Raw genomic sequence first — 19,877 nt, forward strand, 5'->3', positions numbered from 1 at the left:
GTGCTCAGAACAGGGTTCCGCGCTCCAGCTCCAGCAACAGGCGCTTGCGGTCCACGCCCGCCGCGAAGCCGGTGAGCGAACCGTTGGCGCCGAGCACCCGGTGGCAGGGGCGCACGATCAGCAGCGGGTTGGCGCCCACCGCGCCGCCGACCGCCCGGACCATGCGCGGCTCCTGCCCGGCCAGTACGGCGAGCTCGCCGTAGGTGACGGTCGTGCCGTACGGGACCTCGTCCAGGGCCGCCCAGATCCTGCGGCGGAACTCGGTCCCCACCGGCGCGAGCGGGAGGTCGAAGTCGGTGCGCTCGGCGGCGAAGTAGGCGGTGAGCTGGGCGACCGGCTCGGCCAGCGCCCTCGGGTCGAGGACCCAGTCGTCGGCGGGCTCGGCGAGCGCGTACTTCTGGCCGGGCGCGGTGACGGTGGCCAGCGCGGCCGGTCCGCCGTCCTCGGGCAGGACGCCGCTGAGCAGCAGCCGGCCGAAGGGGCTCTCCATGGTGGTGTAGACGGTGGTGCTCATGCTCGTACGGTCTCCGTTCCGGTACTGGTGATCGCGGGGCCGGCCCACAGCCGGTGGACGGCGTAGGAGCGCCACGGCGCCCAGGCCTCGGCCGCGCGGGCGGCGGACTTCGGGTCGCCGGGGGCGCCGAGCCGGACGAGGCCGTGCTTGACGCCCACGTCGCTCGGCAGGAAGACGTCCGGATCGGCCAGGGCCCGCATCCGCAGGTAGCCGACCGTCCAGGGGCCGATCCCGGGCAGGTCCAGCAGCCGGGCGGCGGCCTCCTCCCGGTCGACCCCGCTGTCGAGGCGGACCACGCCCTCCGCCAGGGCCGCGCACAGCCCGGTGAGCGCGCGGCGGCGGGCGGCGGGCATCGCGAAGTCCTCCGGATCGGCGGTGGCCAGCGCCGCCGCGGTCGGGAAGAGCAGTCGCAGGCCGCCGCTGGGTTCGGGCAGCGCGGTGCCGTACTTCTCGGCGAGCCGCCCCGCCAGGGTACGGGCGGCGCCGACGGTGACCTGCTGGCCGAGGACGGCGCGGACGGCGAGCTCGTGCGGATCCACGTGGCCGGGCGAGCGCAGTCCGGGGCGCTCCCGGACCAGCGGGCCGAGCACCGGGTCGGCGCCGAGCTGCTCGTCGACCGCGAGCGGGTCGGCGTCGAGGTCGAAGAGGTTGCGCAGCCGCTGGACGGCGGTCGGCAGGTCGCGCAGGTCGGCGAGGAACAGGCGGCAGTCCAGCCAGCCGCGGGTGCGCGGCTCGTCCGGCGCCAGGCCGTCGATCTCGGCGATGCCGTGCCCGTACGGGAGCGCGAGGGTGCGCCGGTAGGTGCGGACGCCGGGGCGCGTGCCCTGGACGACCTCCTCCACGCCGGGGACGGCGCGCAGGGCGAGGAAGTCGATCAGGTGGTCGCTCTCCAGCGGGCCGCGGTAGGCGAGGCGCAGGACCAGGCCGCCGGCCGGGGTCGCGATGCGGCGGCCGGCGGCGACCTCGGCCCGCAGGCCGCTGGGGGTGCGGTCGTACACCTCGCGCACGGTGTCGTTGAACTGGCGGACGGAGGCGAAGCCGGCCGCGAACGCGACGTCGGTGACGGACAGTTCGGTGGTCTGCAGGAGGAGGCGGGCAGTCTGGGCGCGGCGCGCGCGGGCCAGCGCGATCGGGCCGGCGCCGAGCTCGGCGGTGAGCTGGCGCTGCAGCTGGCGGGCGCTGTAGCCGAGGCGGCCGGCCAGGCCCGCGACGCCCTCGCGGTCCACCACGCCGTCGCCGATCAGGCGCATCGCGCGACCGACCAGGTCGGCGCGGTGGTTCCACTCGGGCGAGCCCGGCACGGAGTCGGGGCGGCAGCGGCGGCAGGCCCGGAAGCCGGCGCCCTGCGCGGCCGCGGCGCTCGGGTAGAAGACGCAGTTGACGCGCTTGGGAGTCACGGCGGGGCAACTCGGTCGGCAGTAGATACCGGTGGAGGTGACGGCCGTGAAGAAGACGCCGTCGAAGCGGGCGTCGCGGCTGTCCACGGCTCGGTACCGGATGTCGTCGTCGATCACGTTGTCCAGTCTGCGGCAACGGGTGGGGCGGGACTGGCGGGAATCGGACATCGCCGTTCGGGGGGCCCTCCCCCTCCCCTCCCGCCCCACCCCCACCCTCCGCCTCACCCCACCGCCCGGCCCCAGGGCGCCCCGGCGAGCCCCCGGCCCGAAATTCGCGCGCCGTCGGAGAGGGCGCGCGGCTACGCTCGCCCGATGAATGAGCAGCCCGGCAACCGGCCCGCCGACCAGTCCCCTACCGACCGGCCCGAGCGGCCCGAGCGGCCCTACTCCGGCCCGGACGACGCGCAGGTCGCCGCCCTGCCGGCGGAGCAGTTCGCGTTCCCCGGCCCGCTGCGCGACCAACTGGTCGCGGCCGTCCTCAGCGGCGCCAAGACCAGCACCACCGGCCTGGTCGCCGCTTACGAGTACGAGGACGAACCCCTGCCGCAGGTCGGCAAGCGGGCCGCCGTCCTCGACTCGGACGGCCGCCGGGTCGCGGTGATCGAGACCACGGACGTCCGGGTGGTCCCGCTCGCCGAGGTCGACCTGCAGCACGCCCTGGACGAGGGCGAGGGGTACAGCAGCGTGGCCGAGTGGCGTGCGGCGCACGAGCGCTTCTGGCACAGCCCGGACTCGCGCGCCGCCCTCGGTGATCCGGATTTCACCGTGGACGGCACCACCGGGCTGCTCCTGGAGCGCTTCCGCCTGGTGGCCGACCTCCGCTGAGCCGGGAAGGCCCGGCGGAGGTCGGACCGGGAGCCGGACCGGCCGGCGGACCGGCGGTCGGGCAGGCCGTCCACCGGCACCGATGGGTCAGCGCTTCACCGGACCTCCCGAGGCACGCATCGACTTGGAGATCGCCTTCCACTTCTGCAGCCGGGCCTTGGCCACCCGGGCGTCGGTGCGGGAGGCGATCCAGTCGTTCTCACGCTGGAGCTTGAGGTAGCTCTCCATCCGGCGCTGCGGCAGGGTGCCGTCGGCCAGCGCCGCCTGCACCGCGCAGCCCGGCTCGGTGTGGTGGCCGCAGTCGTGGAAGCGGCACTCCGCGGCCAGCTCGGCGATGTCGGCGAAGGCCAGGTCCACGCCCTCGCCGCCGTAGAGGCCGACCTCGCGCAGGCCGGGGGTGTCGATCAGCACGCCCCCGCCGGGCAGCGGGATCAGCTCGCGGGTGGTCGTGGTGTGGCGGCCCTTCTGGTCGATCGAGCGGGCCTCCTGGACGGTCATCACCTCGGCGCCGGCCAGCGCGTTGGTGAGCGTGGACTTGCCCACGCCGGACTGGCCGATCAAGGCGGTGGTGCCGGGAGTGCAGGCGCGGAGCACGTCCATGCCCTCGCCGGTCTCGGCGCTCACCACGAGCACCGTGACCCCGGGCGCGACCGCCTCGACGTCGGCCCGGATGAAGTCGGCGTCGTGGACCAGGTCGGCCTTGGTCAGGACGACGAGCGGTTCGGCGCCGGACTCCCAGGCCAGGGCGAGGAAGCGCTCGATCCGCCCGAGGTCGGGATCGGCCGCCAGGGAGGAGGCGATCAGCACGGCGTCCACGTTGGCGGCCAGCACCTGGCCGTCGGAGCGTTTGCCGGCCACCTTGCGGATGATCGCGGTGGAGCGCGGCAGCAGCGCGGTGACGGCGGCCATCGGCTGGGCGTGGAGGTCCAGGGCCGCCCAGTCGCCCGTGCACGGGCAGTTGATCATGTCGGCGTCGCCCACCGGCCTGGTGTCGAGGCGGACGGTGCGCGGCTCGCCCGTGTCCGGATCGGCGATCACGGCGTCGCACTGGCCGCGGTCGACCCGGAGGATCCGGGCCGGGAGCAGGCCGGCCTCGCCGAGCGGGGCGAACTGCTCCGCGAGCTCGGACGTCCAGCCGTAGCCGGCCGGCGCGGAGCCGACAGCGGATCCGGCATCGCGGGAAGAAGAGGAAGAAGAAGCGGAGAACGACGAAACGGAGGCAGCGTTGGACAACGCGGTGGGCCCTTCGGGAGGAGATCATCCCGGCGGGCTACGGCTGGCGCGAAGGGCTCAGCCGGCGGCCGGGAAAAGGAGGTGAACGCGAGTGCTGCCCTGGGCAGCTATCGGGGCGACAACGACCACGGGGTTCACCTCCTGCTCTCTACTCCTCGGGCGGCCCAACGGCCCCCGAACCGGACGAGTCACACGCTAGCGGAGCCGCCCGACCCCGCCAACCCATTTTTGACCTGCACAAATGCGCTTCACAGACGCCCAGGAAGCCGCCGGAGGGCCACAATTGACCCCGCGCCGAAGCGTCCCCGACGACCGCTCCCCTACCCCCCGTACCGGTGCTTGAGGTTCGGGTCGTCCAGCCACCACGGCCGCATCCCCGCCTCGTCCTCCTCCGGCTGCCCCTGCGCCCGGGCCTCCGCAGCCGCCGCCTCGAAGCGGGCGTCCAGCTCGGCGTCCACGGCCTTGATCTCCTCCCGCCCCTGCACCACCATCCGCCGCACCAGCGCTGCCAGGAACGGCAGCCCGACCAGGTCCCCCAGCACCCAGAACGCGTTGCCGCCCCAGGTCTGGTCCTGCGCCAGGCTCGGCCCCCACGGCCGCCCGAGCGCCACGTAATAGTGCTCGGCGACCAGGTGGCCGCCGTAGATCAGCACGATCCCGAGCCCGGCGTCGAAGATCACCTCGGCGAAGGTGATGAACAGCCCGACCAGGTGCGGGTACTCGTGCCCGACGGGGTCGATCTGCAGCCGCGGCCAGAAGTAGGCGAGGCCCAGCAGCACCAGCGCCAGGTGCAGCAGCACGTTCCCGAACGCGCTGGACACCGACTCCTCGTACCAGGGCGTGAAGTAGAGCAGCCACGGCGGCGCCATCAGCAGCGCGGTCGAGACGGCCGGGAACATCAGCACCTTGGACGGGCGGCTGCGCAGCGCCCGCAGGATCCGCTCCCGCCTGGCCGGCGGCGCGGCTTCGACCAGCAGCGAGACGGGCGCGCCGAGCGCGAGCAGCAGCGGGACGACCATCAGCAGCAGCACGACCTGTACGGCCCGGTCGGTGAAGAGGATCCGGTCGTACACGCCGAGGCCGGAGCAGGTGCACCAGATCCACAGCAGCAGTCCGCCGAGGAAGGCGGCGGTGCGGGTGGGTTGCCAACGCTCGCCGCCGGACCGGTGGACGGTGCGCACCGCCGCCAGGTACCAGGTGCCGAGCAGCACCGAGAGGGCGAGCACCAGCGGCTCGGCCGTCCAGGAGGTGGCCAGGTCGGACCACTGCCACGGCGGCGGTCCGCTGTAGGCGAGCGTGGCGGCCACACCGTCCACCGCGCCGTGCGCCGCGCCGTTCATCCGCCCGCCCACCTCGCTCGTACCCGCCGCCGGGGCGGCGGACGTCGTCCGCACCGCCGCCGGAGCAGAACCGGCGGGCACCCCGGCGGAGGCCGCGGCGCCAGGCCATGATGTCGCCGCGCCACCGGCCGGCCGCACTCGGGGCCCGGCTCTATACCCGAGCGTGGACAAAGCTTTACCGGGCCCCGACAAAGCTTTGCCCAGGCAAAGTTCTGCCCCCGGGGCGATCAGGTCCGCAACCGCGGCGAGTGCCCGGACGTCTGGCAGGATGCCCGTCGGCGATACCCGCCACGTGGGGTGACAAGGGGACGGACAAGAGGTGCGAAGCACTGCACGCGGCGACGGCCGCCGGCTGGCCACGCGCCACCGCAACATCGAGCTGGGCCTGCTGGCGCTCGCGGTGGCCGTCTGTCTGGCGGGACACATCGAGGCCGCTCTGGCGCTGACCGGCAAGATGCCGCCCGGGCTGCTGGTGCACGGCCTGTCGCTGGGCGCGCTCGCCGGGGCGGCGCATCTGGCGGTGCGCCGGTTCGCGCCGTACGCGGATCCGCTGATCCTGCCGCTGGGCGTCTTCCTGACCGGCTTCGGGCTGGTGCTGCTGGACCGGCTGGACTTCAGCTACAAGGCCGCACACGCCGCCAAGGGCGACTACCAGAAGCTCCCGGCGGCGCCGTCGCAGCTGATGTGGGTGTTCATCTCGGTGGCGGCGGCGATCGCGCTGATCGTGCTGGTCAAGCACCACCGCTTCTTCCAGCGCTACGTCTACCTGCTGATGGCGGGTGCGCTGATCCTGCTGGCCGCGCCGGTGGCCTCGCCGGGCGACAGCTTCGGCGCCAAGCGCTGGATCCGGCTGTTCGGGCTCTCGTTCGAGCCGGACGAGTTCGTGAAGGTCGCGATCACGATCTTCTTCGCGGGCTATCTGATGGCCTCCCGGGACGCGCTCGCGCTGGCCGGCCGGAAGGTCTGGGGGATGACCCTGCCGCGCGGTCGGCACGCCGGGCCGGTGCTGGCGATCTGGGTGGTCAGCCTGCTGGTCCTGATCTTCGAACGCGACCTGGGCACCTCGCTGATCTTCTTCGGCGTCTTCATCGTGATGCTGTACGTGGCGACCGAGCGCACCAGCTGGGTGGTGCTCGGCCTCCTGATGGCCGTCGGCGGCGCGGCGGTGGTCGGCACCGTGGAGCCGCACGTGCACGGCCGTGTCGAGGCCTGGCTGCACCCGCTGGACTACTACAAGCCGGTGCACGACAAGGCGATCTCCGAGCAGCCCGCCGAAGCCCTGTTCAGCCTCGGCACCGGGCACCTGACCGGGACCGGCCTGGGCTCGGGCCGGCCCTGGCTGATCGGCTTCGCCGGGCGCAGCGACTTCATCTTCACCACCATCGGCGAGGAGCTGGGCCTCGCCGGGGTGACGGCCGTGCTGCTGGTCTACGTGCTGCTGATCCAGCGCGGCCTGCGCACCGCCGTCGGCCTGACCGACCCGTTCGGCAAGCTGCTCGCCACCGGGCTGTCGGCGGCGCTGGCCCTGCAGATCTTCGTGGTCGTCGGCGGCGTGAGCGGGCTGGTCCCGCTGACCGGCAAGGCGCTGCCGTTCCTGGCGGCCGGCGGTTCGTCGCTGCTGGCGAACTGGCTGATGGTCGCGCTGCTGATCAAGCTGAGCGACTCCTCCGGGCGCACCGCCCTGGATCCGGTCCAGACGTCCCCCGAACCCCTCCCGGCCCGGGCTCGCCCGGCCGAGTGGAGCCCGCAGGGCGAACCGTCGGCCCCCACCCCGACCGGCCCGGGCCAGACGCCCACCCCGGCGTCCACCCCGGCGGTCCCGGGCCCCGCCGCACCGGCCTCGGCCGACCCGTCCGCCCCGACCGAGCTGCATCCCCGGATCGGCCAGGCCCCGAACGGCTACCCGACGCAGCCGGCCACCACCTGACGCCCCGACCGGCCCAAGCGACCGTCGACCCGACCACCCGTCGGCCCTGGCCCGGCCACCCCGACACGGCCGCCCCGACACGGCACAGGGCCTCCCCCGCACCCGCGGGAGAGGCCCTGCCGTTACGTCGCGCCCCTACCTACTGCTGCTCCCACGGCGGCCGCGGAGGCCGCGGCGGGTACCCCGGCATCTGCTGCCCCCCGCTCCCGGGAGGCTCGCCGGACTCCGACGACCCCTGCCCCGGCCCCTGCACCCCCGGTCCCGGCCCCGGCCCCGCCCCCGCCCCCGACGGCCGGTCGCTGTCCGGCGGCGGCGGCCCGGGCCGGTGGTGCGGCCCGCCGCGGGCGGTGAGGCGGCCGCGGACGTTGTCGGCGGCCAGCACGTCGGCCCACCGCTCCGGGTACTCGGAGGGCACGTCGACGTCCTCGCCGTCGTCCTCGCCCCACTCCTCCTCGATGCCCTCGCCGAGCCCGAGTTCGCGGGCGCGCCGGGCGCGTTCGACGGCGCGCCGGGCGGCGACCTCGCGGACGACGGCGGCGGCCGCCTCCTCGTGGGCGCGCTCGTTCTCGGCGCGGGCGTCGGCGGTCTCCAGGGTGGGCCAGCGGCGGTCTATCGCGGCGTTCATGGCGGCGCCGATGAGTACGGCGAGGGCCACCACGAAGATCCACAGCAGTACGGCGACGGGCGCCGCCAGCGAGCCGTACACCGAGGGGCCCTCGACGGAGCTGACCAGGTAGAGCCGGAGTCCGACGCTGCAGAAGACCAGCACGACCAGGGCGACCAGCGCTCCGGGGATGTCCTCGCGCCACGGGGTCGAGACGGGGACGGCCAGGTGGTAGAGGGTGGTGAGCGAGACGATCAGCAGCACGATCGCGACCGGCCAGTACGCGGCGCCGACGAGTCCGGCGATGCCGGGCACCGCGTTCTCCACCAGCCCGGGCCCGGCCATCAGCAGCGGCAGCACCAGCGAGCCGATCACCAGGGCGCCGAGGTAGAGGCCGAGTGACATCAGCCGGGTCTTGACGATGCCCCGCTTGCCGTCGAGCCCGTACATGACGGTGATGGTGTCGATGAAGATGTAGAGCGCCCTGGAGCCGGACCACAGGGACAGCAGGAAGCCGATCGATACGAGGTCGGGCCGGGTGTGGTCGAACACCTGGTTGAGCAGGGGGACGACGACCTCCCTGACGGAGGAGTCCGACAGGACCGTCCCGGAGGCCGAGACGATGTCGTGCTTGAGCCGGTCGATGGTGCCCGCGCCGAGGAACTCGTCGAGGTAGCCGAGGGTGCCGGCCAGGCCGAGCAGCAGCGGTGGAATGGACAGCAGGGTGAAGAAGGCCGCCTCCGCGGCGAGACCGGTGACCCGGTACTCGACGCAGGTGTTGGTGGTGTCCCTGACGAGTTCCCACGCCGTGCGGCGCCAGGTGGCCTGTTTGGCCGCGCGCCGGGAGCCCTTGCCCCGGCGCCGGGAGGGCCGTTCGGGGGTCGGTCTGCTCGTATCGCCTGCTGCTTGCACAGGGCCAACCGTATCGGGCCGGGGCGCTCCGGTTGATCTCCCCCGGGTGGGGGGCGTGTGACCGGGGGCCCGGGCGGGGAGCGGCGGGAACGTCCGGCCGTCCCACATGACGAAACATCAGCGTCCAGCATTCGGATGTTAGTGGACCGCGAGTCATGCCCCGTGCGAATCTCTTGCCATGCCTAGCGCCGGAACCACCTTGGTAGGTCGACTCCACGTCGATCTCCTTCGCGTGTCCAGCGCCATCTGTCCGGTGACCTGAGCGCCACCCCCGCCGCACCACCGCACCCGGCGCCACCCCTCTCGCCGTCCCCTCCGCAACGGACGTGCAGGCGCCCGCCCGGCCTCGGTCACTGCCCTCCCGGTCCTGAGAAACCCGCAGGTCAGAGCAGCACCGCAGGGCTGAGCACGCACCGCGACCCACCCGGCACCAGCGCCACCTGCCCCGAAGGACTTCACCATGGCCACCTCTCCCGAGACCGTCGACCCCACGGCCGACCGCCCCGCCGCGAGCCGCCCCGCCGCGGCCCGCAAGGTGACCCGCCACCGTGGCGAGGGCCAGTGGGGCATGGGCCATCACACGCCGCTGAACGCCAACGAGCAGGTCAAGCGGGACGACGACGGTCTCAATGTGCGGACACGTATTGAGACGATCTACGCGCACCGCGGTTTCGACTCGATCGACCCCGCCGACCTGCGCGGCCGGATGCGCTGGTGGGGCCTCTACACCCAGCGCAAGGAAGGCATCGACGGCGGCAAGACCGCGATCCTGGACCCGCACGAGCTGGACGCCGAGTACTTCATGCTCCGCGTGCGCATCGACGGCGGCCGGCTGACCGTCCCCCAGCTGCGGGCGATCGCCGAGGTCTCCGAGCAGTACGCGCGCGGCACCGCCGACCTGACCGACCGCCAGAACATCCAGTACCACTGGATCCGGATCGAGGACGTCCCGGCGATCTGGCAGAAGCTGGAGGCCGTCGGCCTGTCCACCACCGAGGCCTGCGGCGACACCCCGCGCGTCATCCTCGGCTCCCCGGTGGCCGGCGTCGCCGAGGACGAGATCATCGACGGCACCCCGGCCATCGAGGAGATCAACCGACGCTTCATCGGCAACAAGGACTTCTCCAACCTGCCGCGCAAGTTCAAGAGCGCGGTCTCCGGCTCCCCGCTGCTGGACGTCGCCCACGAGATCAACGACGTCGCCTTCGTCGGCGTGGTCCACCCCGAGCACGGGCCCGGCTTCGACCTGTGGGTCGGCGGCGGCCTGTCCACCAACCCCAAGCTGGGCGTGCGGCTGGGTGCCTGGGTGCCGCTGGACGAGGTCGCCGACGTCTACGGCGGCGTCATCGGCATCTTCCGCGACTACGGCTACCGGCGGCTGCGCAACCGCGCCCGGCTGAAGTTCCTGGTCGCCGACTGGGGGCCGGAGAAGTTCCGTCAGGTGCTGGAGGACGAGTACCTGAAGTACACCCTGGTCGACGGCCCCGCCCCCGCCGAGCCCGCCGGCCGCTGGCGCGACCACGTCGGCGTCCACCGGCAGCGGGACGGCAGGTTCTACATCGGCTTCGCGCCGCGCGTCGGCCGGGTCGACGGCAAGCTGCTCGGCCGGATCGCCGACCTCGCCGCCGCCCACGGCAGCGACCGGGTGCGCACCACCGCCGAGCAGAAGATGCTGATCCTCGACATCGCCGAGGAGCACGTCGACTCGGTCGTGGCCGGCCTGGAGGCGCTCGACCTGCGGGTCACCCCGTCGCCGTTCCGCCGCGGCACCATGGCCTGCACCGGCATCGAGTACTGCAAGCTCGCCATCGTCGAGACCAAGGAGCGCGGCCGCACGCTCATCGACGAGCTGGAGCAGCGCCTGCCGGAGTTCACCGAGCCGCTGACCATCAACATCAACGGCTGCCCGAACGCCTGCGCCCGCATCCAGGTCGCCGACATCGGCCTCAAGGGCCAGCTCGTCACCGACGAGAACGGCGCGCAGGTCGAGGGCTACCAGGTGCACCTCGGCGGCGCGCTCGGCCTGGAGGCCGGCTTCGGCCGCAAGGTCCGCGGCCTCAAGGTGACCAGCGCCGGCCTGCCCGCCTACGTCGAGCGCCTGCTGACCCGCTACCAGGCCGACCGCACCGAGGGCGAGCGCTTCGCCCAGTGGACGGCCCGGGCGAGCGAGGAGCAGCTGTCGTGAGCGAACGAGCCGCCCCGTTCTTCTGCCCCTACTGCGGGGACGAGGACCTGCGCCCCTCCGAGGCCGGGCACGGCGCCTGGGAGTGCCACGGGTGCCGCCGCGCCTTCCAGTTGAAGTTCCTCGGCCTGCTGGCACCGACCGACCACGGGGGTACGTCCGATGAGCAGCACCGCGCCTGACCACGAGCAGGCGGCCGTCCGGGCCGGCCGGGAGTTGGAGGACGCCACCGCGCAGGAGGTCCTGCGCTGGGCGGCCGACACCTTCGGCAAGCGGTTCTGCGTCACCTCCTCCATGGAGGACGCGGTCGTCGCCCACCTGGCCTCCTCGGTGCTCCCCGGCGTGGACGTGGTGTTCCTGGACACCGGCTACCACTTCGCGGAGACCATCGGCACCCGTGACGCGGTGGCCGCGACCATGCCGGTCAACGTCATCACGCTCACCCCGCTGAGGACGGTCGCCGAGCAGGACGCCGAGTACGGGCCGAACCTGCACGACCGCGACCCGGACCTGTGCTGCTCGCTGCGCAAGGTCGAGCCGCTGAACCGCGGCCTCGCCGGCTACGACGCCTGGGCCACCGGGCTGCGCCGGGACGAGTCGCCGACCCGGGCGAACACCCCGGTGGTCTCCTGGGATCCCCGGCGCCGCAAGGTCAAGATCGCCCCGATCGCCCGGTGGACGCAGGAGGACGTGGACGCGTACGTCGCCGCCAACGGCGTGCTGCTCAACCCGCTGCTGTGGGAGGGCTACACGTCGATCGGCTGCTCGCCGTTGTCCTGCACCCGCAAGCCCGCCGAGGGTGAGGACGCCCGGGCCGGCCGCTGGTCCGGCTCCGGCAAGACCGAGTGCGGCATCCACCTCTGAAGCCCTGGCGCACCGCCCCGCCTGACGCACCATCCGACGCACCAACACGCGACGCATCACCTGACGCATCACCTGACGAACCGTCAACTACCTTGTGAGGACGACCCCGTGACAGCACACACCCTGGCCGCCGACGGAGCCGCAGGGGCGGCCCGCACGGCCGCCCCCTGCGAGCGCGGCGCCACCGTGTGGCTGACCGGGCTGCCGAGCGCCGGCAAGACCACGCTGGCCTTCGCGCTGGCCGAGCGGCTGCGCGCCGAGGGCCACCGGGTCGAGGTCCTGGACGGCGACGAGATCCGCGAGTTCCTCTCCAAGGGCCTCGGCTTCTCCCGCGAGGACCGGCACACCAACGTCACCCGGATCGGCTTCGTCGCCGAGAAGCTCGCCGCCAACGGCGTCAAGGTGCTCGCCCCGGTGATCGCCCCGTTCGCCGACTCCCGCACCGCCGTGCGCGAGCGGCACGCCGCGGCCGGCACCGACTTCCTGGAGGTCCACGTCGCGACCCCGGTCGAGCTGTGCGCCGAACGGGACGTCAAGGGCCTGTACGCCAAGCAGGCCGCCGGCGAGATCTCCGGCCTCACCGGCGTGGACGACCCGTACGAGGCTCCGGCCCACCCGGAGCTGCGCCTGCAGACGCAGGGCCGCGCGGTCGCCGAGTCGGCCGCCGAGCTGCACGCCTTCCTGACCGAGAGGGGCCTGGCATGACCACCGCGACCCAGCACACGGTGCAGGCCGACGAGACCCCGTTCGCGCTGTCCCACCTGGACGCGCTGGAGGCCGAGTCGGTGCACATCTTCCGCGAGGTCGCGGGGGAGTTCGAGCGCCCGGTGATCCTGTTCTCCGGCGGCAAGGACTCCATCGTCATGCTGCACCTGGCGCTGAAGGCCTTCGCGCCCGCGCCGGTGCCCTTCTCCCTCCTGCACGTCGACACCGGGCACAACTTTCCCGAGGTCATCGCCTACCGCGACCGCGTCGTGGCGGAGCACAACCTGCGCCTGCACGTCGCCCACGTCCAGGACTTCATCGACCGCGGCGTGCTGCGTGAGCGCCCCGACGGCACCCGCAACCCGCTGCAGACCGTGCCGCTGCTGGACGCCATCGAGAAGGGCCGCTTCGACGCGGTCTTCGGCGGCGGCCGCCGCGACGAGGAGAAGGCCCGCGCCAAGGAGCGCGTTTTCTCGCTGCGCGACGAGTTCGGCGCCTGGGATCCCCGCCGCCAGCGCCCCGAACTGTGGTCGCTCTACAACGGCCGGCACGCCGTCGGCGAGCACGTGCGCGTCTTCCCGCTCTCCAACTGGACCGAGCTGGACGTCTGGCAGTACATCGAGCGCGAGGGCATCGACCTCCCGGAGATCTACTACGCGCACGAGCGCGACGTCTTCTCCCGCAGCGGCATGTGGCTGACGGCCGGCGAGTGGGGCGGCCCCAAGGACAGCGAGCCCGTCGAGCGGCGGCTGATCCGCTACCGCACCGTCGGCGACATGTCCTGCACCGGCGCCGTCGACTCCGACGCCACCACCATCCAGGCCGTGATCGCCGAGATCGCCGCCAGCCGCCTCACCGAGCGCGGCGCCACCCGCGCCGACGACAAGGTGTCCGAGGCCGCGATGGAAGACCGCAAGCGCGAGGGGTACTTCTAACCATGACCGCCACCACCCAGGCCAGCACCACCCAGGAAGCCACCGCCACCTCGCTGCTGCGATTCGCCACCGCCGGCTCCGTGGACGACGGCAAGTCCACCCTCGTCGGCCGCCTGCTGCACGACTCCAAGTCGGTGCTCGCCGACCAGCTGGAGGCCGTCGAACACGCCTCCCGCAGCCGCGGCCAGGAGGCGCCCGACCTCGCACTGCTCACCGACGGCCTGCGCGCCGAGCGCGAGCAGGGCATCACCATCGACGTCGCCTACCGCTACTTCGCCACCCCCCGGCGGCGGTTCATCCTCGCCGACACCCCCGGGCACGTGCAGTACACCCGCAACATGGTGACCGGCGCCTCCACCGCCGAGCTCGCCGTCGTCCTGGTCGACGCCCGCAACGGCGTCGTCGAGCAGACCCGCCGGCACGCCGCCGTCGCCGCCCTCCTGCGCGTGCCCCACATCGTCCTCGCCGTCAACAAGATGGACCTGGTCGACTACGCGGAGCCCGTCTTCGCCGCCATCGCCGCCGAGTTCACCGCCTACGCCGCCTCGCTCGGCGTGCGCGACGTGCTCGCCGTCCCGATCTCCGCCCTCGCCGGGGACAACGTCGTCGAGCCCTCCGCGCACATGGACTGGTACGGCGGCCCGACCCTGCTCGAGCACCTGGAGACCGTCCCGGTCGCCAACGACCCCAGCGCCGAACCCGCCCGCTTCCCCGTCCAGTACGTGATCCGCCCGCAGACCGGCGACCACCCCGACTACCGCGGCTACGCCGGCCAGCTGGCCTCCGGCGTGCTGCGCGTCGGCGACACCGTCACCGTCCTGCCCTCCGGCCACACCACCACCGTCGCCGGCATCGACGCGCTCGGCCGCGAGAGCGACATCGCCTGGGCCCCCCAGTCGGTCACCGTCCGCCTCGCCGACGACCTCGACATCTCCCGCGGCGACCTCCTCGCGGCCGGCCCCGCCCCCGTCCCCACCAAGGACATCGAGGCGACCGTCAGCCACCTCAACGAGCGCCCGCTGCGTGCCGGCGACAAGGTGCTGCTCAAGCACACCACCCGCACCGTGCGCGCGCTCGTCAAGGAGATCTCCTACCGCATCGCCCTGCCGACCAAGGCGGGCGACACCCTCGAACAGCGCAGCGGCGCCGAGGGCTTGAACGTCAACGACCTCGGCCACGTGGTGCTGCGCACCGCCGAGCCGCTGGCCCTCGACGCCTACTCCGACAACCGCCGCACCGGCTCGTTCCTGCTGATCGACCCGGCCGACGGCACCACCCTCACCGCCGGCATGGCGGGCGAGGCCTTCGCAGCCGTACGCACCACCACCGGCGCGGCTTCCGGCGACGAGGAGGACTGGGTCTCATGACCGGCGAGGCGTTCTCGGACATGGACAAGGAAGGCGGGCGCATCGGCAGCGGCGCCCTCGGCAGCGGCCAGGGCGGCCTGACCCGATGTGCGGGCCGACAGAGCTGAGTCGCGCCCCTCGGCCGCCCCACCGGGGCGACCGACATGCCCCCGAGACCGCCTCCCGACGGTCCGTCCACGAACAGGACTCCACCATGGCCCCGAACCCGGCATCCCCGCACAGCCCGTCCCCTCATGCGCACGCCCGCCCCAACGCCGGCCGGATCAGACGCTCCGCTGCCGCCGCCGCGGCCGGCCTGACCGCCGTCGCCCTGCTGTCCGCCTGCAGCTACGGCGCCAAGGCCGACAAGTCCTCCGACAGCAAGGCCGACACCGCGGCCACCGCCGGGAGTTCCGGCGCCAAGCTCTCCGCGGACACCGTGAAGATCGGCTACTTCGCCAACCTCACCCACGGCACCCCGCTGGTCGGCCTCCAGGAAGGCCTCTTCCAGAAGGAGCTGGGCGCCACCCAGGTCAAGACGCAGGTCTTCAACGCGGGCCCGGCCGAGATCGAGGCCCTCAACGCGGGCTCGATCGACATCGGCTGGATCGGCCCCTCCCCCGCCATCAACGGCTACACCAAGTCCGACGGCAACTCGCTGAGGATCATCGGCGGATCGGCCTCCGGCGGCGTCAAGCTCGTGGTCAACCCGGACAAGGTCGCCTCCCTGGACGACCTCAAGGGCAAGAAGATCGCCACCCCCCAGCTGGGCAACACCCAGGACGTGGCGCTGCTCAACTACCTCGCGGGCAAGGGCTTCAAGGTCGACGCCGCCTCCGGCGCCGGGGACGTCTCGGTGGTGCGCACCGACAACAAGGTCACCCCCGACGCCTACAGGTCCGGCTCCATCGACGCCGCCTGGGTGCCCGAGCCCACCGCCTCCAAGCTGGTCACGCTCGGCGCGAAGGTCCTGCTCGACGAGAAGGACGTCTGGCCGGACAAGAAGTTCGTGATCACCAACATCATCGTCTCGCAGAAGTTCCTCAAGGAGCACCCGGACGTGGTGGAGGCCGTGCTGCGCGGCTCGGTGAAGACCAACGCCTTCATCAAGGCCGACCCGGCCAAGGCCAAGGCCGACGCCAACGAGGCCATCCGGAAGGAGGCCGGCAACGCCCTGGAGCCGGTGGTCCTCGACCCGGCCTGGCAGGACATCGACTTCCTGGACGACCCGCTGGCGAACACCCTGCAGGCCGAGGCCGACCACGCCGTCACCGCCGGGCTCCTCAAGAAGCCCAACCTGACCGGCATCTACGACCTCACCCTGCTGAACAAGGTCCTCGCGGCCCAGGGCCAGCCCCCCGTGGCGGACGCCGGGCTCGGCGCCAAGTAGCGCCGACGACCCCTCCAGTTCCGCGGTCCGGTCCCCGCCCGCCCGGTCGATCCCCGATCGATGCCCACCGGGACGGGCGGGGCCCGGACCCCGGCTCCGCAGTCCTTGCCAGACCACTCACGCAGGAGGTGCCCGGATGACCCCGGCACTGACCACGTCGGCGCACGCCTCCGGCTCCGACGCCGCCGGCCCGCCCGCCGTCCGGATCTCGCACGTGCACAAGTCCTTCGGCCGCCCCGGCGCGCAGACCCACGTCCTGGACGACATCACCCTCGACGTCGCGCCCGGCGAGTTCGTCACCCTGCTCGGCGCCTCCGGCTGCGGCAAGTCCACCCTGCTCAACCTCGTCGCCGGCCTCGACAAGCCCACCGCCGGCACCATCGAGGTGCCCGGCGCCCGCCCCGCCCTGATGTTCCAGGAGCATGCGCTGTTCCCCTGGCTCACCGCCGGCCGGAACATCGAACTCGCCCTCAAACTCGCCGGCGTGCCCCGCCCCGAACGCCGCCCCGAGGCCGAGCGCCTGCTCGAACTCGTCCGCCTCGACGGCTCGTACGGCAAGCGGGTGCACGAGCTGTCCGGCGGCATGCGCCAGCGCGTCGCGATGGCCCGGGCCCTCGCCCAGGGCAGCAAGGTCCTCCTGATGGACGAGCCGTTCGCCGCCCTCGACGCCATCACCCGCGACGTGCTCCACGACGAGATCACCCGCATCTGGGCCGAACGGCAGCTGTCCGTCCTCTTCGTCACCCACAACGTGCGCGAGGCCGTCCGGCTCGCCCAACGCGTCGTGCTGCTCTCCTCCCGGCCCGGCCGCATCGCCCGCCAGTGGCACATCGACCTGCCGCAGCCGCGCCGCATCGAGTCCGCCGGCGTCGCCGACCTGTCCATCGAGATCACCGAAGAACTGCGTGGGGAGATCCGCCGCCATGGCCAGCACTGACACCGCCCCCGCCAGGAACGACAGCGACACCGCCGGCGTCGGCGCCGGCCTCGACGCCCTCGACACCGTCACCGCCCACCGCGGATCCCTCGGCGAGGCACTGCGGACGAAGGCACTGCCGCCGCTGGTCGGCGTGCTCGTGGTGGTCGCGCTCTGGCAGGGCGCCTACAGCCTGCACCTCGCGTCCTCGTACATCCTGCCCAGCCCCGCCGACGTGTGGCACTCCGCACAGGACCTCTGGTACCAGGGCACCTTGTTCTCGATCATCTGGACCAGCGTCTGGCGCGGCCTGTCCGGCTTCCTGCTCGCCGTCGTCATCGGCACCCCGATCGGGCTGGTCGTCGCCCGCGTCAGGCCGGTGCGCACCGCCATCGGCCCGGTGCTGCAAGGCCTGCAGTCGCTGCCCTCGGTCGCCTGGGTGCCGGCCGCCGTCATCTGGCTCGGCATCAACGACTCGATGATGTACGCGGTGATCCTGCTCGGCGCCGTCCCCTCCATCGCCAACGGGCTGGTGGCCGGCATCGACCAGGTGCCGCCGCTGTTCCTGCGCGCCGGCCGCACCATCGGCGCCACCGGCCTGACCGGCGCCCGCCACGTCCTGATCCCGGCGGCGCTGCCCGGCTACCTCGCCGGCCTCAAGCAGGGCTGGGCGTTCTCCTGGCGCTCCCTCATGGCCGCCGAACTCGTCGCCTCCTCCCCCGACCTCGGCCGCGGCCTGGGCCGCTACCTGGAGGACCAGCGCGAGTTCTCCGACATGTCCGGCGTCCTGCTCGGCATCATCCTCATCCTCTTCGTCGGCATCGCCATCGAACTGCTCGTCTTCACCCCGGTCGAACGCCGGGTCCTGCGCAACCGCGGCCTGCTGGCCACCGGCAAGTGAGGCACCGCTGATGCCCGCCCTCCTCCTCATCGCCCACGGCAGCCGCGACCCGCGCCACGCCGCGACCGTGGCCGCGCTCGTCGAGGAGATGCGGGCCCAGCGGCCCGGCACCGACGTCACCACCGCCTACCTGGACCACTGCGCGCCGCGGATCCCGCAGGTGGTGGGACGGACGGCGGACGCGGTGGCCGTGCCGCTGCTGCTCAACCGGGCGTTCCACGCCAAGCACGACATCCCCGCGGCCCTGCGCGCCGCCGGCGCCCGGCTGCCGGTGGCGGACGTGCTCGGCCCCTCGCCCCTGCTGCTCGCCGCCCTGGACCGCAGGCTCGCCGAGGCCGGTCTGGATGTCGCCTCCCCCGCCGCCCGCGCCCGCGCCGGCGTCGTGCTCGCGGCGGCCGGCTCCTCCGACCCGGCCGCCGACGCGGCGACCCGCGCGGTGGCCGCCGAGTGGCGCCGCACCCGCGGCTGGGCCGCCGTCGAGGTCGCCTACGCCTCCGCGACCGGCCCGCGTGTCCCCGACGCCCTTGCCGCCCTGCGTGCCGCGGGCGCCGCCCGTACCGCCGTCGCCCCCTACCTGCTGGCCCCCGGCCTCCTGCCCGACCGCATCGCGGCGGCCTCGGACGGGGCGGACGTGCTGGCCGACGTCCTCGGCCCCGCCCCCGAGCTGGCGGCCCTGCTGCTGCAGCGCCACGACGAGGCCCGCCAGGCACTGCGGGCCGTCCCGGCCCTCACCGCCTGAGCCGGATCCGGGCTCAGGCGTGGTCCAGGACGCTGTGCTCACTGAGGTCGGCGGCGTGCCGGGCCACAGTGCGGTAGTCCGCGTCGTCGTGGAGAACAGTGACCCGCCGCAACGTGAAGGAGTCCGAGGGGTGGCCCGAGAGGGCGTCGGCCAGTCCGGCGGAGAGCTGGTAGACGCGGCCCGCCGGGCCGGCGATGAGCGCGGTGGGGGTGGCGTCGGCCGCGGGGCGGACGGTGCGGCGGGCGGTTCGCCACTGGTCGTCGGAGCGCAGCTCGACCTCGGCGTCGCGGCCGGCCCCCAGGAGGGCGTTGGTGACGCCCGCGATGGAGCCGTCCGGGCGGCCGAGCAGGCCGTCCAGGTGGAGCAGGGCGCCGCCGCCGGCCACCTCGACGCGCCGCACGGCGGCCGGGTTCCCCAGCGGGACCTGCCAGACGGTGCCGTCGTCCCACTTGCCGAGGATCAGGCGGCCCTCCCGGTAGACGATGCCGTTGAGGCCGTACGAGCCGGGGGCGGCGGTGAGCCGCTGGTCGCGCACCAGGACGGCGGCGGCGCCGTCCGGCGTGACCCGGTAGACCACCGGGGCGAAGGAGTCGGTGACGTACGCGGTGCCGTCCGGGCCGAGCGCGATGTCGTTGGCCAGGTGGCTCCCGCCGTCGGCGGCGACGGCGGCGAGGTCGGTGTAGAAGAGGCGGCGGCCGGTGTCCAGGTCGTAGGCGCCGATCCCGGCGAGCCTGCCCAGGGTCGCGGCGCCGCTGCGCTCGCCGATGCCGTTGTCGAGGTTGGTGACCAGGACGCGGCGGCGGACCGGGTCGATCCGCAGGCCGGCGATCTCGGTCAGCGTGCCGGGGTCGTCCACCAGGGTGCGGACGCTCCCGTCGGTGCCGACGGCGGAGACGGTGCCGTGCCGCAGCGAGCCGAGCAGGAAGCGGTGGTGGGCGGCGTCCCAGGCGCCCGACTCGGGCACCAGGGCGGGCGCGTGGCCGGTGATCACGGCCGGGGCCGGGCAGGCCGCGGCAGCGGCGGCGGGCCCGGTGGCGGCCGTGCCGAGCAGGGCGGTGGCCGCGGCGGCGACCAGGGCCCGGCGGAGGGTACGGTGCTGACGGTTGTTCATGGGGAGTCCCTTGCACGAGCGTTCCGTTGACGTGGT

Annotated in this window: 19 protein-coding genes; 13 read left to right on the forward strand and 6 right to left on the reverse strand. The window is 73.6% G+C overall.

The genetic code is table 11. The features are described from left to right. Nucleotides 1-4 precede the first annotated feature (4 nt). Both AC0B61_RS23715 and AC0B61_RS23720 read right to left on the reverse strand, forming a co-directional pair. Nucleotides 5-514: a methylated-DNA--[protein]-cysteine S-methyltransferase gene (locus tag AC0B61_RS23715; RefSeq protein WP_471742729.1), complete on the reverse strand. Its 510-nt coding sequence runs from the start codon at nucleotides 512-514 to the stop codon at nucleotides 5-7. Continuing rightward, nucleotides 511-2,079, reverse strand: a complete 1,569-nt coding sequence (locus tag AC0B61_RS23720) for a DNA-3-methyladenine glycosylase 2 family protein (RefSeq protein WP_471742730.1) — start codon at nucleotides 2,077-2,079, stop codon at nucleotides 511-513. The genes AC0B61_RS23715 and AC0B61_RS23720 overlap by 4 nt, the downstream gene beginning before the upstream one ends. A gap of 144 nt (nucleotides 2,080-2,223) precedes the next feature. Here AC0B61_RS23720 and AC0B61_RS23725 point away from each other — a divergent pair, with 144 nt between their 5' ends. Continuing rightward, nucleotides 2,224-2,736, forward strand: a complete 513-nt coding sequence (locus tag AC0B61_RS23725) for an ASCH domain-containing protein (RefSeq protein ID WP_471742731.1) — start codon at nucleotides 2,224-2,226, stop codon at nucleotides 2,734-2,736. Between the two features lie 87 nt (nucleotides 2,737-2,823). On the opposite strand, the gene rsgA is transcribed toward AC0B61_RS23725, so the two are convergent. Together rsgA and AC0B61_RS23735 are read right to left on the reverse strand one after the other, a co-directional pair. After that, the gene (rsgA, locus tag AC0B61_RS23730) at nucleotides 2,824-3,969 is read right to left on the reverse strand and encodes a ribosome small subunit-dependent GTPase A (RefSeq protein ID WP_471742732.1); all 1,146 of its coding nucleotides are present in this window, start codon (nucleotides 3,967-3,969) and stop codon (nucleotides 2,824-2,826) included. Nucleotides 3,970-4,289: 320 nt separating this feature from the next. After that, entirely contained in the window at nucleotides 4,290-5,309 is a 1,020-nt protein-coding gene (locus tag AC0B61_RS23735) for a cytochrome c oxidase assembly protein (protein WP_471742733.1), read from the reverse strand. A 319-nt stretch (nucleotides 5,310-5,628) separates the two neighbouring features. On the opposite strand from AC0B61_RS23735, the gene AC0B61_RS23740 reads away from it, so the two are divergent. Further along, nucleotides 5,629-7,236 (forward strand): FtsW/RodA/SpoVE family cell cycle protein, encoded by a 1,608-nt coding sequence (locus AC0B61_RS23740; protein ID WP_471742734.1) that lies wholly within the window; start codon nucleotides 5,629-5,631, stop codon nucleotides 7,234-7,236. A gap of 139 nt (nucleotides 7,237-7,375) precedes the next feature. Here AC0B61_RS23740 and AC0B61_RS23745 read toward each other — a convergent pair whose 3' ends face one another. Further along, nucleotides 7,376-8,752, reverse strand: coding sequence for a YihY/virulence factor BrkB family protein (locus tag AC0B61_RS23745; protein ID WP_471742735.1), 1,377 nt, complete (start codon nucleotides 8,750-8,752; stop codon nucleotides 7,376-7,378). 178 nt (nucleotides 8,753-8,930) lie between these two features. Here AC0B61_RS23745 and AC0B61_RS23750 point away from each other — a divergent pair, with 178 nt between their 5' ends. The 11 genes from AC0B61_RS23750 (at nucleotide 8,931) to AC0B61_RS23800 (ending at nucleotide 18,730) form a co-directional block, all read left to right on the forward strand. Continuing rightward, nucleotides 8,931-9,014 (forward strand): putative leader peptide, encoded by an 84-nt coding sequence (locus tag AC0B61_RS23750; RefSeq protein ID WP_310593185.1) that lies wholly within the window; start codon nucleotides 8,931-8,933, stop codon nucleotides 9,012-9,014. Nucleotides 9,015-9,212: 198 nt separating this feature from the next. Next, nucleotides 9,213-10,937, forward strand: a complete 1,725-nt coding sequence (locus tag AC0B61_RS23755; RefSeq protein WP_471742736.1) for a nitrite/sulfite reductase — start codon at nucleotides 9,213-9,215, stop codon at nucleotides 10,935-10,937. Continuing rightward, nucleotides 10,934-11,116, forward strand: a complete 183-nt coding sequence (locus AC0B61_RS23760; protein WP_030242312.1) for a hypothetical protein — start codon at nucleotides 10,934-10,936, stop codon at nucleotides 11,114-11,116. The genes AC0B61_RS23755 and AC0B61_RS23760 overlap by 4 nt, the downstream gene beginning before the upstream one ends. Continuing rightward, nucleotides 11,097-11,798 carry a phosphoadenylyl-sulfate reductase gene (locus AC0B61_RS23765; RefSeq protein WP_471742737.1) on the forward strand — a complete coding sequence of 234 codons (702 nt, stop codon included), beginning with the start codon at nucleotides 11,097-11,099 and terminating at the stop codon, nucleotides 11,796-11,798. The genes AC0B61_RS23760 and AC0B61_RS23765 overlap by 20 nt, the downstream gene beginning before the upstream one ends. Before the next feature lie 123 nt (nucleotides 11,799-11,921). Continuing rightward, a complete protein-coding gene (gene cysC / locus AC0B61_RS23770; protein ID WP_471742780.1) occupies nucleotides 11,922-12,503 on the forward strand; it encodes an adenylyl-sulfate kinase in 582 nt (193 codons plus the stop codon). After that, complete coding sequence (gene cysD / locus AC0B61_RS23775; protein ID WP_471742738.1) at nucleotides 12,500-13,438, forward strand: sulfate adenylyltransferase subunit CysD; 939 nt, start codon at nucleotides 12,500-12,502, stop codon at nucleotides 13,436-13,438. The genes cysC and cysD overlap by 4 nt, the downstream gene beginning before the upstream one ends. Nucleotides 13,439-13,440: 2 nt before the next feature. Further along, nucleotides 13,441-14,805, forward strand: a complete 1,365-nt coding sequence (locus AC0B61_RS23780) for a sulfate adenylyltransferase subunit 1 (RefSeq protein ID WP_471742739.1) — start codon at nucleotides 13,441-13,443, stop codon at nucleotides 14,803-14,805. 193 nt (nucleotides 14,806-14,998) lie between these two features. After that, nucleotides 14,999-16,174, forward strand: a complete 1,176-nt coding sequence (locus AC0B61_RS23785; RefSeq protein ID WP_471742740.1) for an aliphatic sulfonate ABC transporter substrate-binding protein — start codon at nucleotides 14,999-15,001, stop codon at nucleotides 16,172-16,174. A gap of 136 nt (nucleotides 16,175-16,310) precedes the next feature. Continuing rightward, nucleotides 16,311-17,111 (forward strand): ABC transporter ATP-binding protein, encoded by an 801-nt coding sequence (locus AC0B61_RS23790; protein ID WP_471742741.1) that lies wholly within the window; start codon nucleotides 16,311-16,313, stop codon nucleotides 17,109-17,111. Next, nucleotides 17,098-17,991, forward strand: a complete 894-nt coding sequence (locus AC0B61_RS23795) for an ABC transporter permease (RefSeq protein WP_471742742.1) — start codon at nucleotides 17,098-17,100, stop codon at nucleotides 17,989-17,991. Before AC0B61_RS23790 ends, AC0B61_RS23795 begins: the two co-directional genes overlap by 14 nt. 10 nt (nucleotides 17,992-18,001) lie before the next feature. After that, nucleotides 18,002-18,730: a sirohydrochlorin chelatase gene (locus AC0B61_RS23800; protein ID WP_471742743.1), complete on the forward strand. Its 729-nt coding sequence runs from the start codon at nucleotides 18,002-18,004 to the stop codon at nucleotides 18,728-18,730. 13 nt (nucleotides 18,731-18,743) lie between these two features. On the opposite strand, the gene AC0B61_RS23805 is transcribed toward AC0B61_RS23800, so the two are convergent. After that, nucleotides 18,744-19,841 (reverse strand): hypothetical protein, encoded by a 1,098-nt coding sequence (locus AC0B61_RS23805; RefSeq protein ID WP_471742744.1) that lies wholly within the window; start codon nucleotides 19,839-19,841, stop codon nucleotides 18,744-18,746. Nucleotides 19,842-19,877: the final 36 nt, after the last annotated feature.

Source organism: Kitasatospora sp. NPDC023385 (assembly GCF_055664045.1).